Source organism: Methylobacterium sp. Leaf93, from assembly GCF_001422345.1.
GTDB classification, from domain to species: domain Bacteria; phylum Pseudomonadota; class Alphaproteobacteria; order Rhizobiales; family Beijerinckiaceae; genus Methylobacterium; species Methylobacterium bullatum.
Genome location: NZ_LMMS01000027.1, coordinates 218,276 through 233,347, shown reverse-complemented (window position 1 = coordinate 233,347; position 15,072 = coordinate 218,276). Strand labels below are relative to the sequence as shown.

Genomic DNA, 15,072 nt, shown 5'->3' with positions numbered 1-15,072 from the left:
CCTGAGATTGATCGAAGGCCCCGGGGTCGAACGCGGGCGGCATCGTTCGTCGCGGTCTCGATCCCCGGTTCACGGCACGCGCCGATCCCCGGCCCCGCCCTTAACCACTGGTTAACCATGACGGGCCAAAACCGGGATCAGGGCATCCTGGTGTCACGGGACGACGGCTGCGAGCCCGACCGGTGACCATCCGAGGCAGGGGATTCGATCGGCTTTTGGGCCGAGGGATCGTCCCGGCACGGCAGGAGGCGACATCTCAGGACGCGAGAAGGGCTCCCGTATGAAAGCCATCACCTTCGTCACCCAGAAGGGGGGGAGTGGGAAGAGCACGCTGTGCATCTCACTGGCCGTCGCGGCGCAGGAGCGCGGTTTGTCGGTCTGCATCCTCGAAATGGATCGTCAGGCGACGATCAGCGACTGGCTCGACCACCGCACGGTGGATGGACCGGAAGTCGCGCAGATCGATGCGTCACAGATCGAGGCCGTCATGGCCCAGCTGCGCGACTCCTCCTACGATTACGTTTTCATCGATACGCCGGGCGTCGATTCCACCGGCACGCTCTCGGCGATCCGCGCGGCCGATCTCTGCATCATCCCCTGCCGCCCCACCCCGGCGGACCTGCGCGCGTTCAAGCCGACCCTGGCCGCGGTCTACCGCCTGGAGAAGAAGTTCGCCTTCGTGCTGAACCAGACCCCGCCGCGCTCCTACCGGATCCGCGACGCGGCCGATGGCCTGGCCGTGCTGGGCATCCTGCCGGACGTCAACATCGTCGCGCGCACCGATCATCAGGACGCGATCGGCGTCGGTCAGGGCGTCACCGAATTCAACCCCAAGGGCCAGGCCGCCGGCGAAGTGCGCAGGCTCTGGACGTGGATCGAGAAGCGGATGCAGGTCGCCAAGCATGCCAAAGCCGCCTAGGCCGAGCCTCGCCTCCATCGTCGCGGGAACCGTTCCCCCGGCCAGGAGCGCCGACATCGTCCAGCTCGATACGGGCCACGTCCCCGTCCGCAAGGCCCCGAGCACCTTGAAGGAGCGTGCACGACAGATGTCGGTCTATCTGGAGCCACCGGTCTACGACCAGCTCCGCGACCTTGCCCATACCGAGCGCACCAAGATGCACGCGCTCATGCTCGAAGCCCTCGACCTCCTGTTCAAACAGCGGGGGACCATGCCGATCGAGCGGCTGAACGAGACCAACCACCGCTAACGGCCCTCTCCTGTCGATATCGACAATCGACAGGAGAAAATCGTTTTTTTTCAGATCCTTGCACCTGAACTCTCACGTTCCGCATCAGCCCACGACATCTCTTCCCGATGGGTCGGGAGGAGGGATCCGGAGCATGATATCCACATCCTCGGAACCGCAACTTCTTTCGATCCCGCATAACAATAGGGCTAAACCCTCGTTCGACGGATCAGCCATGGGCAACGGATCGGAGCCCTATCCGCAGCGTTCAGGTTTCCTTTACGTCAACCCGACAATTGTCTGTGCAATCGAAGACCGTTCCTTCCGGGCAGACTTCGATGGCCGGACCGGACCGCTCTTCCGTTCCTGAGGCCCGTGTGGCGTTTCGAGAGCGTAGAGTGCTGGGCGGTTCGGTATGGTGCGTTCGACGAAGGCCGGATCGGCTCAAACGGCGGGCATACCGCTGTTGCGCCTCCTCGCCGTGTCCGTGGTGGCATTGACCACCGCGAATTGCGCGCAGAACACCCAGAAGCTCGCCGGCCCGGCCGGCTCTTCCGGATCGTCCTACGACCCGAAATACGGCGTGAAGGCCAGCCCACGTCTTTACAATGAGGGTGACACGATCCCGAAGGGCGGCGGCCGCCGCTTCTCGGGAAAGCCCTACGTGGTGGCCGGCCGCACCTACGTGCCCCGCGACGATGCCAAGGGCTATGTCCGCGAGGGCTTGGCATCCTGGTACGGCAGCGCCTTCCACGGCCGGATGACCGCCAATGGCGAGGTGTTCGACCGCCATTCCATCGCGGCCGCCCACCCGACCCTGCCGCTGCCGAGCTACGTCCGGGTGACCAACCTCGCCAACCGCCACTCGATGATCGTGCGCGTCAACGATCGCGGCCCCTATCACGCCAATCGCCTTATGGACGTGTCGGAGGAGGTGGCCCAGGCCCTGGAATTCCATCGCAGCGGCACCGCCAAGGTGAGGGTGGAGTATGTCGGCAAGGCCTCCACCGCCGGCAGCGACGACCGCAAGCTGATGGCGACCCTGCGCACCGATGGCGCGCCCGCTCGCGTCGGCGGCGGCTCGCCGGTGATGATGGCCGATCTCGGACCCGATGCCGAACCGGAGCGTCTGACGCGCGCGCAGCGTCCCGCCCTGGCCTTCAAGCCTGCGGCCGACGAGGACGATGCCGCTCCCGCGCCGCGTCCCGTCCGGCCCGCGCCGGTCCTGGTGGCGGGCGGCTCCAGCGTCGCCGTGCCGGCGGCCCTGCAGCCCACCGCGTCCCGGTCACACGGGTTCCGGCCGACCATGCCGGATCGCACGGCTCCCGCTCTCCAGGTTCCCGCCATGCAGATGGCCCATGCGGGGCCGAAGGCGAAGGGGTCCGTACCGCCGCCCCCGGCACCGGTGCGCCTCGCCTCGAGCGCCGGCCCTGCCCATGCCCCGGCATCGAAGCACGGCGCCGGGACGCCCAAGGACGCGAAGTCGCTTCAGGCCAAAGTGGAGACCTCCGCTCCGAAGACGAAACTCGCCCTGTCGCCGGTGCCGGCGGCACCGCAGCGGATGGCCGCCGCTTCGGCCCCCGCACGCGGCACGGTCGTGAAGACGGCGAGCATCGCGACCCCGGCACGCTCCGCGACGGGCCATGCCGCAGTGGCGAACATGCGTCCGGTTCCGCCTCCCTCGGGTCCTCTGGGAACGGCCAAGGCCAGCGTCGCCAAGCTGTCCGTGCCTCCGGCCGGCTCCCAGCCCGCCGGCGCCCAGGCCGGGCGCGGCAAGTCGACCGCCCCGGCGGTCGCCACCGCCGCGGCAAAGCCGGCCCAGCCACGCCGCTCGCGCATCGCCGAGGTCAACTGACCGTCGAACGACCGGGACCGACGCGCGGGGCGGCATCGTCCCGTCCACCGTGTCGCGACCTCATCGGCAAAGTTGCGTTCGATTTCGCGGGCGATCCGCTATACCATCTCGCAAGGGCGAGAACGGACCGGGCTTATCAGCCAAGCCTCGGAGCCGACGGGCATGAGGCGAACGATGCGTGCGACGACGAACCGGACGAATCTGGCCGCCGGCTTTCGGGCCGGACTGGCCGGCTTGAGCCTGTCGGCGATCGGCTGGTTCGCCGCCCTTCCCGCCCTCGCCCAGAGCTTCCAGACGGCCGCGCCCCACGCCATCCTCATCGATGCGGATTCGGGCTCCGTGCTGTTCGAGAAGGGGGCCGACGAGCCGTTCTCACCGGCCAGCATGGCCAAGCTGATGACCACGGAGATCGTCTTCAACGAGATCCGGCAGGGCCGGCTCAGCATGGACAGCGAATTCCAGATCACCGAGGACGCTTGGCGCCGGGGCGGCGCCGGGGGAGGCGGCTCCTCGATGTTCGCCCAGCTCAACAGCCGCATCAAGCTCTCTGATCTGCTGCGCGGCCTGATCGTGCAATCGGGCAACGACGCGGCCATCGCCATCGGCGAGGGCATCGCCGGATCGGAGGAAAATTTCGGTCGGATGATGACCGCGCGGGCTAAGGAAATCGGCCTGACGCGCTCCACCTTCCGCAACGCCACCGGCTATTCCGCGCCGGACCAGAAAGTCACCGCACGCGACCTCGCCAAGCTGGCGATCCACATCATCGACACCTATCCCGACCTCTACAAGATCTTCGCCGAGCGCGAGTTCACCTGGAACAAGATCAAGCAGCAGAACCGCAACCCGCTCCTGACCCTCGATATCGGCGCCGACGGGCTCAAGACCGGATTTCTCGAGGAATCGGGCTACGGCCTCACGGGCTCGGCAATTCAGAACGGCCAGCGCCTCATCATGGTGGTGAGCGGCCTCAAGACAGCGCGCGACCGCGCCGCTGAATCCCGCAAGCTGGTGGAATGGGGGTTCCGCGCCTTCGAGCCGCGTCAGATCTTCGCCAGCGGCGAGACCGTGGCCGATGCCTCGGTCTTCGGCGGGGCGCAGGGGAGCGTCCCGCTGGTGGCCAAGAAGCCGGTCCGGGTGCTCCTGCCGCGCGGCAACGGCGACCGTATCAGCGCCCGCGTCGTCTATCAGGGCCCGCTGACCGCGCCGGTGGAACAGGGCAAGGAGGTGGGCCGCCTGCGCATCACCCGCGGCGACACCCAGGCCCTCGACCTGCCGGTCTATGCCGGAGAGGACGTGCCGGCCGGCACGATCCCGCAGCGCGCCCTCGACGGAGCCTGGGAACTTGGAACCGGCCTGTTCCGGCGCGCCTTCGACAAGGCCGGTGCCGGTGACAAGGCCGGTGCGACCGACAAGGCCGGCGCCAAATCGTGACCGACCGAAGCCGTGGGCGGGGAGGGGTCTTCATCACCTTCGAGGGTGGGGAGGGGGCCGGGAAATCGACCCAGATCGCCCGCCTCGCGACACGCCTGCGTGGTGCCTCCTCCGTCCCGGTCGTGACGACGCGCGAGCCCGGCGGCTCGGTCAAGGCCGAGGCGATCCGCGAGGCGTTGCTGGCCGGCACGGTGAAGCGGCACGGTCCCTTCGCCGAGGCGCTGCTGTTCTCCGCTGCCCGCATCGACCATCTCGACACGCTGATCCGCCCGGCCCTCGCCCGCGGCGAGACCGTGCTGTGCGACCGCTTCTCGGATTCGACCCGTGCCTATCAGGGAGCGGCGGGAGGCCTCGACCCCGCCCTGCTCTCGGCCCTGGAGCGGGTCGTCGTCGGGGACATGACGCCCGACCTCACCCTGATCCTCGACCTCGACCCCGCCATCGGCCTCGCCAGGGCGAAGGCCCGTGCCGGGGCAGGGGAGGCGGCCGACCGGTTCGAGGCGGAGGCGCTGGGCTTCCACACCCGCCTGCGGCAGGCGTTCCTCGCCATCGCGGCAATGGAGCCGGAGCGCTGCGTCGTCATCGATGCCGGCCTCCCCCCCGATGCGGTGGAAGAGGCGATCGCGGCCGCCCTCGCCGCCCGCCTGCCCAGCCTTCTCTCCCGCCCGGAGGCTGCCGACGATGCGGCCTGAACGCGCGCCCGAGGACGTCGAGCCCGGCGATCTCGCCGACATCCCCCGCCCGCGCGAGCAGGCCGGTCTCGTCGGCCATGCGGAGGCGGAGGGCGCCTTCATCGAGGGGATCGCCTCCGGCCGCCTGCACCATGCCTGGCTCATCGGCGGCCCGCGCGGCATCGGCAAGGCGACCCTGGCCTATCGCGTGGCGCGCTGGCTGATCGCCAACCCGCGCCCCGGCCACGTCCCGGACACCCTCGCGGTCGATCCCTCGCATCCGGCGGCGCGGCAGGTGGCGGCGCTGTCGCACCCCAACCTCGTGGCCCTGCGCCGGACCCGGCCGCACAATGCCAAGACGCTCGCGACCAAGATCTCGGTCGATGCCGCGCGCCATGCCCTCGACCTGTTCGGCTCGACGGCAGGCAATGACGGCTACCGCATCTGCATCGTCGACAGCGCCGAGGATCTCAACGCCAACAGCGCCAATGCCCTGCTCAAGATGGTGGAGGAGCCGCCGCCCCGCTGCCTGTTCCTGATCGTCAGCCACGCGCCGGGCCGGCTGCTGCCGACGATCCGCTCGCGCTGCCGGGCGCTCAACCTGCGCCCCCTGGGGGAGGGTGAGGTGGCTCGGGTGCTGGAGAGCTTCCCTCCCCCCTTCGTGCGGCCGGACCCGGAAGCCCTGGCCCGCGCCGCCGCCCTGTCCGAGGGCTCGGTGGCGCAGGGCTTCGCCATGCTCGATCCGGCGACATCCAACCTCGTCGGCGAAATGGAGACCCTGCTGTCGCGCCTCGACCATCCCGATTGGCGCCGCATCCTGGCACTGGCCGAGAAGCTCTCCGGCCGGGACGCGGACGAGCATTTCGCAGCGAGCCTCGACACGGTGTTCCGCTTCGTCTCATCGGAACTCGACCGCCGCCGCCACGAGCCCCCCGCTCGCCTTGCGGCCCTGGTGGAGGTGTGTGACAAGATCGCCCGCGCCGCCCGGGAGGCCGCGACCTACAATCTCGACCGCCGGCCGCTGATCCTCTCGCTGTTCGGCGACCTCGCGGGGGCCGTGCGCGCCGGGACATGAGCAGGCTCGTCCTGTGATCCGATGAACCGCGTATCCGAGGGTATTTCGACGCGATGGCCAACGAGTCAGGGCCCAGCCCATCCATTGCCGAGACGTCCGGTTTCGACGCTAAGACCTTCGGCATCAGCACGGCGATCTCCTATCCCAACGGCGCGCCGCATATCGGCCACGCCTACGAGGTGATCGCCACCGACGCGATCGCGCGGTTCAAGCGCCTCGACGGCTACGACGTGCTGTTCGCCACCGGCACCGACGAGCACGGGCTCAAGATCCAGCAGACCGCCTCCAAGGCCGGGATCAGCCCGAAGGCCCTGGTCGACGACATGGCCGCGCGCTTCAAGGCCATGGCCGAGGCGCTGAACTGCAGCCACGACCGCTTCATCCGCACCACGGAGCCGGACCATTATGCCGCCGCCCAGGAACTCTGGCGGCGCATGGAGGCCAAGGGCGACATCTACCTGTCGAAATATGCCGGCTGGTACTCGGTTCGCGACGAGGCCTATTACAACGAGGACGAGACCGAGACCGCCCCCGACGGGACGCGCCGCGCGCGGGAGACCGGCACGGCCGTGACCTGGATGGAGGAGGAGAACTTCCTGTTCCGCCTCTCCGCCTACCAGGATCGCCTGCTCGCCCTCTACGAGGCCCAGCCCGATTTCATCGGCCCCGAGACACGGCGCAACGAGGTGGCGAGCTTCGTCCGTTCCGGCCTCAAGGACCTTTCAGTCAGCCGAACCAACTTCGACTGGGGCGTGCCGGTGCCGGGGCACCCGGACCACGTGATGTACGTCTGGGTCGATGCACTCACCAACTATCTCACGGTGACGGGCTTCCCCGACGAGGCCGACTCCCGCAAAAAATTCTGGCCGATGGACCTGCACGTCATCGGCAAGGACATCGTGCGCTTCCACGCGGTCTACTGGCCGGCCTTCCTGATGTCGGCGGGCCTGCCGCTGCCGAAGCGCGTCTTCGGCCACGGCTTCCTGCTCTCCAAGGGCGAGAAGATGTCGAAGTCCCTCGGCAACGTGGTGGATCCGATGGACCTCATCGCGACCTACGGGGTCGATGCGCTGCGCCAGTTCGTCCTGCGCGAGGTGCCCTTCGGCGGCGACGGCAATTACAGCCACGAGGCCATCATCACCCGCTACACGGCGGACCTGTCGAACGGGCTCGGCAACCTCGCCCAGCGCTCTCTTTCGATGATCGCGAAGAATTGCGGCGGCCAGATCCCCGAGCATGGCGCGTTCACGGAGGACGACCGGGCGCTCCTGGCGCTGGCGGACGCCCTGCCGGGCTCCGTGCGCGTGGCGATGGACAAGCTCGCCCTGCACACGGCGCTCGCCGACATCTGGGCCGTGGTGACGGCGTCCGACCGCTATTTCGACGCGCAGAAGCCCTGGGTCCTGCGCAAGACCGACCCGGCCCGCATGGCCGCCTCCCTCTACGTGGTGGCCGAGACCCTGCGCGCCATCGGCATCCTGGTGCAGCCCTTCATGCCGGATTCGGGAGCCAAGCTCCTCGACCTCCTGGCCGTGCCCGCGGGCAGGCGGCAGCTCTCCGATATCGGGGAGGGGGGTCGGCTGGCGCCGGGCACGGCGCTCCCCGCGCCGAGCGGGCTGTTCCCGCGCTTCGTCGAGCCGGAGGCTCCCGCCGTCTGAGGCGGGATCCGCAGCGTCACCGAGAATCCCGAGTTTTGTCCATGCTGGTCGACAGCCACTGCCATCTCGACTTTCCGAACTTCGCCGAGGATCTTCCCGGCGTGATCGCCCGCGCCGAGGCGGCGGGCGTGACGGGGATGCTCACGATCTCGACGCGAGTCGCCAAGGCGCGGGTCTACGAGGCCCTGTCCGAGGCTCATCCGCAGATCTGGCACACCGTAGGCACCCATCCCAACGGGGCAGGGGACGAGCCTGACGTGCCGACGGAAGAGATCGTCGCCCTCACCCACCATCCGCGCTGTGTCGGCATCGGCGAGGCGGGGCTCGACTACCATTACGAGGACGCCGCGCCGGAGTCGGTGCAGGAGCGGGTGTTCCGCCGGCATATCGCGGCCTCCCGCGAGACCGGCCTCCCCCTCGTCATCCATGCCCGCGATGCCGACGAGCACATGGAATCGGTGCTCGTCGACGAGATGAAGCGCGGGGCCTTCAAGGCGGTGCTGCACTGTTTCTCCTCGGGCCGACGCCTGGCGGAAGTCGGGGTCGAACTCGGCCTGTCCATCTCGTTCTCGGGCATCGTCACTTTCCGGCGCTCGCACGAGCTGCGCGACATCGCCCTGGCCGTGCCCCGCGACCGCATCCTGGTGGAGACCGACGCGCCGTTCCTGGCGCCCGAGCCGCATCGCGGGCGCAGCAACGAGCCGGCCTATACCGCCGACACCGCCCGCTCCCTGGCCAAGACCCTGGACATGGAGTTCGAGGCCTTCGCGAGCCTGACGACGGCGAATTTCCACCGCCTGTTCGACAAGGCGACCCCGTCCGGCAGCCGGGCGGCATGACAGCGGCCCGCGCGCTCCGCTACCAACGGACCGGGAGGTGCGGATGGGTTCTCTGACGCTGACGATCCTCGGCTGCGGCTCGTCCGGCGGCGTTCCCCGCGTGGGCTACGGCTGGGGCGCCTGCGACCCGGCCGATGCCAGGAACCGGCGGCGGCGCTGCTCGATCCTCGTGGAGCGGCGAGGGGAGGCGGGCGCCACCAGCCTCCTCGTGGACACCTCACCCGATCTGCGCGAGCAATTGCTGTCGGCGGGGGTCAGCCGCCTCGACGCAGTGCTCTACACACATGCCCATGCCGACCACACCCACGGCATCGACGACGTGCGACCGCTGGTGATCCACATGCACCGGCGCATCCCGGTCTATGCCGATGCCGAGACGCGGGCCCTGCTGACGATGCGCTTCGGCTATTGCTTCGAGACGCCCCCCGGCAGCGCCTATCCGCCGATCCTCGACATGAACGATCTCGTGGCAGGCGAGCCGGTCACGATCCGAGGCGAGGGCGGTGCGATCGAGGCCGTGGCCTTCGGCATGGAACATGGCGCCGAGTCCGCCCACGGCTTCCGCTTCGGGCCAGCGGCTTACGCACCCGATGTGAGCCTGATGCCGGAGGCTGCCAAGGCGCGGCTGCGCGGCCTCGATCTCCTCATCATCGATGCCCTGCGCGACACCCCTCACCCGACCCATTACTCGGTCTCGGATGCGCTCGCGCTGATCGAGGAGGTGCGCCCGCGCCGCGCGATTCTCACCAACCTCCACACCGATCTCGACTACGCCACCCTCGCGGCCAAGCTGCCGCCGGGCGTGGTGCCGGCTTATGACGGGTTGTCTGTGAGCGTGGACCTCTGAAGCGCAGGCAGGCGGCGGGGAGAGGGCGCGCCTCAGTTGCGAAGGGGGTCGGCCGGGATCAGGCCGGCATTGACCAGAATCTGCGCCGTGGCGGCCTTGGCGAGGCGGTCGTAGCCCGCATCGGTCATGTGCAGCCCGTCGGGGCCTATCATCTGCGCCGGGCTCAGGAGGCCGCTGGCGGCCCAGGTCCGCATCAGGGCGTGGCGGCGGATCACCGGCACGTCGAGTTCGGCCGCGAGGCTATGCAGCGCCTCGCCATAGCGCTCGGCGCCGTTGGTCGTGCTCAGCCGGCGGCACCATTGCTGGTCCATGAGGATCACGTCCGAACCGGCGGCGCGCATCGCCGTGATGCCCTGGCGGGTCAATTCGGTGAAACGCTCCACCGTGACGCCGGTCATCGGGTCGTTGCTGCCGGTCTGCCAGATCACGAGGTCCGGCCGCTCGGCCAGCACGTCCCGGTCGAGGCGCCGGGCCATGGCCTCGGCGTCGTCGCCGCCCTTGCCGCGGTTGAGGACCGTGACGATGGGGTGCTTGGCGCCGGCGATATCGAGGCGGCCCTGCAGGTCTTCCTGCAATTGCGCGGGGTAGGCGGCGGCCGGGGAGGAGGCCCCCGACCCTTCCGTGGACGAGGAGCCGAAGGCGACGATGCGGATGTCGGATCCCGCCTTCACCAGGGCGGCCACGTGGGAGAGCTTGGCCAGCGCCCGGGCGGGAATGGCCGGCTTCGATGCCACGGGCTCCGCCCATGCCGGAGCGCCGAAGCCCAGAGCCGCGAGGGCCAGGCCGAGAATCGGGGCGGCGCAGGATTTGGGCAGGGTCAGCATTGGATCCGCTTCGAGAACGATCGGGGCGGGCGGTCGTGAAGACCGGTCCCACTCCGCCACGGGTTAGACACGCGGTTTGAGATAGGATTGTGACGATCGCGCCGGAAACTGGCGGATCGCTTAAGGAAGCTGGTGAGCGAGTCGTGAAGTCGCCATCTCTCGGCGGCACCTCATGGAATGGTGAATCCCAGCTTCCTGTCAAGCTGCGGTCGAAGCCCCCCCTCACCCCGCCTCCAGTGGCCCATAGTTCCATAATATATCTTATGCGAATGGCAGATGTGGGCTCTGAAAGGGCTTGATCCGCCGTGCCGGTTCGCCATTCCGGACGGCACCGACCGACGGCTCGCCCCGGATCTCCCTAGGATGTCCGCACCGTATCCGGCGCCCTGCCCTCGCCGGTGGTGAACAGGCCGTAGCGCAGGGCCAGGGTCGGCAGGATCAGGAGGTTCAGGACCGTCGAGGTCACGAGGCCGCCGAGGATGACGATGGCCATCGGCCCCTCGATCTCGCGGCCGGGCTCGCCGGCGCCCAGCGCCAGGGGCAGCAGGCCGAGACCGGTGACGAGGGAGGTCATCAGGATCGGCACCAGCCGGTCGGCGGCGCCCTCCACCGCCGTGTCGCTGTCCCACGCCCGGCCGTCGATGGCGACGAGATGCTCGTAATGCGAGATCATCATGATGGTGTTGCGGAGCGAGATGCCGAACAGCGTCACGAAGCCGACGATGGAGCCGAGCGACAGCACGGCCCCGGTGGCGAAGACCGCCAGTACCCCGCCGACGAAGGCGAAGGGCAGGTTGACCAGGACCAGCATGAGGTTGCGCGCGCTGCCCGTGACCATGGCCAGCAGCAGCACGATACCGAGACCGGCGAGACCGGAGAACAGCAGCAGGTCGCGCTTGGCCCGCGCCTGGGCCTCGGCCGAGCCCGAGAAGCTCACATAGACGCCGCTCGGCAGGGCCACTTCCCTGGCGATCTTGCGCCGGGCGGCTTCGACGAAGGAAGCGACGTCGCGCCCCGTGACGTTGACGGTGATGGCCTGGACGCGCTGGGCGCCCTGGTGCTGGACCTGGTAGCGTCCCGAGGTCTCGTAGATGTCCGCCACCTGGGCGAGGCGGATGAAGCGGCCGTTCGAGGAACGCAAGGGGAGGTCGCCCACAGCCGTGAGACGCCCCCTCGCCCCGGAATCGAGGATGACGAGGACGTTGAAGACCGCATTGCCCTCGTAGGTCTGGCCGACCACGTCGCCCTGATAGGCGGTGCGCACCACCTCCATCACCTCGACGGCCGAGAGCCCCCAATGGCGAAGGTCGTTGGGCCGGAGACCGACGTTGATCTGCGGCAGGCCCGCCGGGGAGGCCTGCTGGATGTCGGTGGCGCCGCGCACCTCGGCGAGCTCGCGGGCGATGTCGCGGGCGGCGGCCTCGATCCGGGCGAGGTCGTTGCCGAACACGTTGATGACGACCGGCGCGGTGTAGCCTGAGACCGTCTCCTCGATCCGCTCGGTGAGGAAGGTCTTGAGCGAGAAGGCAGCACCGGGAAACCCCGCCATCAGGGTGCGGATATCGGCCTCGGCCCTGCCCTGCCCCGCGCCGTCGAGCCCCGGTTCGAGGTCGATATGGATCTCGCTGTAATGGGTGCCGGCGGTGTCCTGCCCCGCCTCGGCGCGGCCGATCTGAGAAGCCACGGCGCGGATGCCGGGTATCTTCCGGAGTTCGGCGGTGATGCGGGTGCCGAGGCGCATGGATTCCCCGAGCGACGTACCCGGAGCCGCCGCCATGTGCAGGATCAGGTGGCCCTCCTTCAGGTCAGGCAGGAAGGTGCTGCCGAAGAAAGGTGTCGCGGCAGCGCCCGCCAGGGTCACCAGGATGCCGCAGGCGATGACGATGCGCGGCGCACGGTTGATCCGCTGGAGGAGGCGGGTGTAGCCGCCGCGCGACCAGCGCATCACCGGCGGGTCGCGCATGTCCGTCTCGTGCCGCCCGGTGAGAAGCATCATCGACAGGGCGGGAGTGACGGTGAGCGCCACGGCGAGCGAGGCCACCACCGCGAGGATGTAGGCGAGGGCGAGGGGGGCGAACAGCTTGCCGGCGATGCCGGACAGGACCAGCACCGGCAGGAACACCAGCAGCACCGCGAAGGTGGCATAGGCGACCGCGGTGCGGACTTCGAGAATGGCGTCGATGACCACCCTCCCCTCCGGGACGGGCGAAGCGAGGCGCCGGTTCTCGCGCAGGCGCCGCACCACGTTCTCGACGCCGATCACCGCGTCGTCCACCACCTCGCCGATGGCGATGGCGAGGCCGCCCAGGGTCATGGTGTTGAGGCTCTCGCCCATGGCCTGGAGCGCCACCACGGCGGCGATGAGCGAGAGCGGGATCGCCACCGACGAGATCACGCAGGTGCGCCAGTCGTACAGGAAGGCGAACAGCACCACGACCACGAGGATGCCGCCGAGCCCCAGCGCCTGGAGCACGTTGGCATTGGCGATGGTGATGAAGTTCGCCGGCCGGAACAGATCCGCCCGCAACGCCACACCTTCGCGGTCGAGGGCCGGACGCAGGTCTTCGAGAGCGGCTTCGACGCGGGCGGTGACCTCGCGGGTATTGGCGCCGTATTGCGCGCCGACCATGAGGAGCACGCCGCGCTTGCCGTCCACCAGGGCGGCGCTGATCGGCGGCTCGCCGGCGGCGACCACGGTGGCGACGTCGCCCAGCGTCACGCTGGCGCCGCCCTCGTTGATGAGGACCGTGCGGGCCAGTTCCTCCGGGGTGAGCGATTGCCCCTCGGTCTGGAGGGTGACGCGCTGGTTGATCGTGTCGACGAAGCCCGCACCGCGCACGCCGGTGGCCTTGCGGGCGGCGGCGAGCACGTCGTTCATGCCGATATTGTAGCGGATGAGGTCGGCCGGCCGGATCTGGACCTGGAGCGAGCGCACGGCGCCGCCATAGACCGAGACCTGACTGACCCCCGGCACCGCCAGCAAGCGGAGGCGCACGGTCCAGTCGGCGATGGTGCGCAGGTCGAGGTCGGAGCGCCGATCCGAGGTCAGGCCGACGAGGAGCACCGTGCTGGTGGCCGAGGTCAACGCTGTCATCGCCGGAGGCAGCACGCCCTGGGGCAGGCGGCCGGCGAGCGCCGTCAGGCGCTCGGTGACAAGCTGGCGGACGCGGTAGACGTCGCTGCCCGTGCCAAAGGTGACGGTGATGACCGACAGGCCCTGGATCGAGCTCGACCGCAGGGATTCGATCCCCGGCAAGCCGTTCACCGCCACCTCGATCGGCTGGGTGACCAGCACCTCAACCTGTTCGGGGTTGAGGCCGGGCGCCTCGGTCTGGACCACCACGGAGGGCGGCGCGAATTCGGGGAACACGTCGTACTTCGCGTCCCCGAGCACGTAGATGCCGTAGCCGGCGAGCGCGAGGCTGAGCGCCAGGACGATGCCGCGAAAGCGCACCGCGAAGGCGACGAGCGCCGCCTGGGGGCCGCTCGGGGAAGCGTTCGGAACGTCGCTCACGTCAATCGTCGTCCACGCCGCCGGAGACGGAGAGCAGGCTCTTCATCTCCTCGGACAGGAGCGCCTGCGCGCCCGTCAGCACGATCTCGGTCTCACCGGGCAGGTCCTCTACCACATAGGCATCGGCCGACATGGGCGGGTCGGCCTTGAGGGCGTGGCGGGCGAAGGCGTCGGGCGCCACCGCGCGGTAGATCCAGGTTCCGCCCTGCCAATGCACCACCGCATCCTCGGGCACGCTGATGCCGGTGACGGTCCGGTCGGAGGCGAGGAAGGCGAGCATGCTCATGCCGGGCAGGAAGCCGCTATCGCCCGGCACGGTGTAGAAGTAGCTGAGGCCCTGGATGCGCTGGTCGGTGCGGGTGGCCGGCGAGACGTAGCGCAGGGTGATCCGCGCGCTCTGCGGCGGCACCTCGGCGAAGGCGGCGGCGGGTTGGCCCTTGATGCTCTCGCCCGGCGGCAGGGTCACCTGGACCAGGAAGTCGACGCGCTCGATCAGCCGGGTGATGGCCGGCGAGCGCTCGACAATGGCCCGTCCGATCACCGGCCCCCATTCCTGCTGCGCGGTGGCGGCGAGGGTGCGGACCTGCGATTCCGCCGCCGCCAGAGCGGCCTGGTCGGTCTGGAACGTGCCCTCGGTGGTCTCGACCTGGACGGTGGTGGCGTAGGGGCCGAGATTCTTGGCACGCTGGAAGGCGTTGCGCGAGACCTCGACACGGGCCTGGGCGGTCTGCAGCTGCGCCCTGGCGCTGGCGTAGGAATTGGTGAGGTCGGTGACCCTGGCGACGTCGAGGACGCTGCCATAGGCCTGGAGTTCCTCGCGGTGAGGAGCGGAGGGCCGCACCTGCGTGGCGATGCCGAGGCGCTCGCGCTCCTCCGGCTTGAGCCGGACCACTGTGCGCCCGTCCTCGATGGCGGTGCGCTGGGCCGGAAGATGGCGCGGGGCAGGGGGACCGGGGGCGACCCGCTCCCGCAGTTCGGCGATGAGGGCCGTGCCGGCTTCGCTCACCGCGAAGGCGGCGATTCCGGCCACGATTCCCGCGAAGAGAAGACCACGCACCCACGACACCAGAACCGCCCTCCCCGGCCTCGCGATCGATGCGCCGCGCTTGATCCTTTGAACGGATACAGCGTCCCTCGCCACCCCGATACGGGGCTTGGCGGGATATCC

Annotated in this window: 12 protein-coding genes; 9 read left to right on the top strand and 3 right to left on the bottom strand. The window is 69.4% G+C overall.

All coding sequences use genetic code 11. The annotated features are described in order from the left end of the window. Window positions 1-280 precede the first annotated feature (280 nt). The 9 genes from ASF26_RS17065 to ASF26_RS17025 all read left to right on the top strand — a co-directional run bounded on the left by ASF26_RS17065 (window position 281) and on the right by ASF26_RS17025 (window position 9,566). Entirely contained in the window at window positions 281-919 is a 639-nt protein-coding gene (locus ASF26_RS17065) for a ParA family protein (protein WP_056149447.1), read from the top strand. Next, window positions 903-1,208 (top strand): ribbon-helix-helix domain-containing protein, encoded by a 306-nt coding sequence (locus ASF26_RS17060; RefSeq protein ID WP_056256499.1) that lies wholly within the window; start codon window positions 903-905, stop codon window positions 1,206-1,208. The genes ASF26_RS17065 and ASF26_RS17060 overlap by 17 nt, the downstream gene beginning before the upstream one ends. A gap of 394 nt (window positions 1,209-1,602) precedes the next feature. Further along, on the top strand, window positions 1,603-3,042 hold the full coding sequence (locus ASF26_RS17055; RefSeq protein WP_056256495.1) for a septal ring lytic transglycosylase RlpA family protein: 1,440 nt from the start codon (window positions 1,603-1,605) through the stop codon (window positions 3,040-3,042). 174 nt (window positions 3,043-3,216) lie between these two features. After that, entirely contained in the window at window positions 3,217-4,476 is a 1,260-nt protein-coding gene (locus ASF26_RS17050) for a D-alanyl-D-alanine carboxypeptidase family protein (RefSeq protein ID WP_056256492.1), read from the top strand. After that, entirely contained in the window at window positions 4,473-5,168 is a 696-nt protein-coding gene (gene tmk / locus ASF26_RS17045) for a dTMP kinase (protein ID WP_156463028.1), read from the top strand. The genes ASF26_RS17050 and tmk overlap by 4 nt, the downstream gene beginning before the upstream one ends. Then, complete coding sequence (locus ASF26_RS17040) at window positions 5,158-6,222, top strand: DNA polymerase III subunit delta' (protein WP_056256484.1); 1,065 nt, start codon at window positions 5,158-5,160, stop codon at window positions 6,220-6,222. Before tmk ends, ASF26_RS17040 begins: the two co-directional genes overlap by 11 nt. 53 nt (window positions 6,223-6,275) lie before the next feature. Beyond that, the gene (metG, locus tag ASF26_RS17035; RefSeq protein ID WP_056256480.1) at window positions 6,276-7,880 is read left to right on the top strand and encodes a methionine--tRNA ligase; all 1,605 of its coding nucleotides are present in this window, start codon (window positions 6,276-6,278) and stop codon (window positions 7,878-7,880) included. A 41-nt stretch (window positions 7,881-7,921) separates the two neighbouring features. Beyond that, the gene (locus ASF26_RS17030; RefSeq protein WP_056256477.1) at window positions 7,922-8,719 is read left to right on the top strand and encodes a TatD family hydrolase; all 798 of its coding nucleotides are present in this window, start codon (window positions 7,922-7,924) and stop codon (window positions 8,717-8,719) included. 43 nt (window positions 8,720-8,762) lie between these two features. Next, on the top strand, window positions 8,763-9,566 hold the full coding sequence (locus ASF26_RS17025; protein WP_056256472.1) for an MBL fold metallo-hydrolase: 804 nt from the start codon (window positions 8,763-8,765) through the stop codon (window positions 9,564-9,566). Window positions 9,567-9,598: 32 nt separating this feature from the next. Here ASF26_RS17025 and ASF26_RS17020 read toward each other — a convergent pair whose 3' ends face one another. From ASF26_RS17020 to ASF26_RS17010, 3 genes are all read right to left on the bottom strand, one after another. Continuing rightward, window positions 9,599-10,390 carry an SGNH/GDSL hydrolase family protein gene (locus tag ASF26_RS17020; protein ID WP_056256467.1) on the bottom strand — a complete coding sequence of 264 codons (792 nt, stop codon included), beginning with the start codon at window positions 10,388-10,390 and terminating at the stop codon, window positions 9,599-9,601. A gap of 358 nt (window positions 10,391-10,748) precedes the next feature. Further along, window positions 10,749-13,904 (bottom strand): efflux RND transporter permease subunit, encoded by a 3,156-nt coding sequence (locus ASF26_RS17015; protein WP_056256457.1) that lies wholly within the window; start codon window positions 13,902-13,904, stop codon window positions 10,749-10,751. A 1-nt stretch (window position 13,905) separates the two neighbouring features. Then, entirely contained in the window at window positions 13,906-14,961 is a 1,056-nt protein-coding gene (locus tag ASF26_RS17010) for an efflux RND transporter periplasmic adaptor subunit (RefSeq protein ID WP_056256965.1), read from the bottom strand. Window positions 14,962-15,072 lie beyond the last annotated feature (111 nt).

Bases quoted from the DNA above. Each gene is read 5' to 3' on its own strand.
- ASF26_RS17065 (WP_056149447.1), top strand. From the start codon at position 281: ATGAAAGCCATCACCTTCGTCACCCAGAAGGGGGGGAGTGGGAAGAGC.
- ASF26_RS17060 (WP_056256499.1), top strand. From the start codon at position 903: ATGCCAAAGCCGCCTAGGCCGAGCCTCGCCTCCATCGTCGCGGGAACC.
- ASF26_RS17055 (WP_056256495.1), top strand. From the start codon at position 1,603: ATGGTGCGTTCGACGAAGGCCGGATCGGCTCAAACGGCGGGCATACCG.
- ASF26_RS17050 (WP_056256492.1), top strand. From the start codon at position 3,217: ATGCGTGCGACGACGAACCGGACGAATCTGGCCGCCGGCTTTCGGGCC.
- ASF26_RS17040 (WP_056256484.1), top strand. From the start codon at position 5,158: ATGCGGCCTGAACGCGCGCCCGAGGACGTCGAGCCCGGCGATCTCGCC.
- metG (WP_056256480.1), top strand. From the start codon at position 6,276: ATGGCCAACGAGTCAGGGCCCAGCCCATCCATTGCCGAGACGTCCGGT.
- ASF26_RS17030 (WP_056256477.1), top strand. From the start codon at position 7,922: ATGCTGGTCGACAGCCACTGCCATCTCGACTTTCCGAACTTCGCCGAG.
- ASF26_RS17025 (WP_056256472.1), top strand. From the start codon at position 8,763: ATGGGTTCTCTGACGCTGACGATCCTCGGCTGCGGCTCGTCCGGCGGC.
- ASF26_RS17020 (WP_056256467.1), bottom strand. From the start codon at position 10,390: ATGCTGACCCTGCCCAAATCCTGCGCCGCCCCGATTCTCGGCCTGGCC.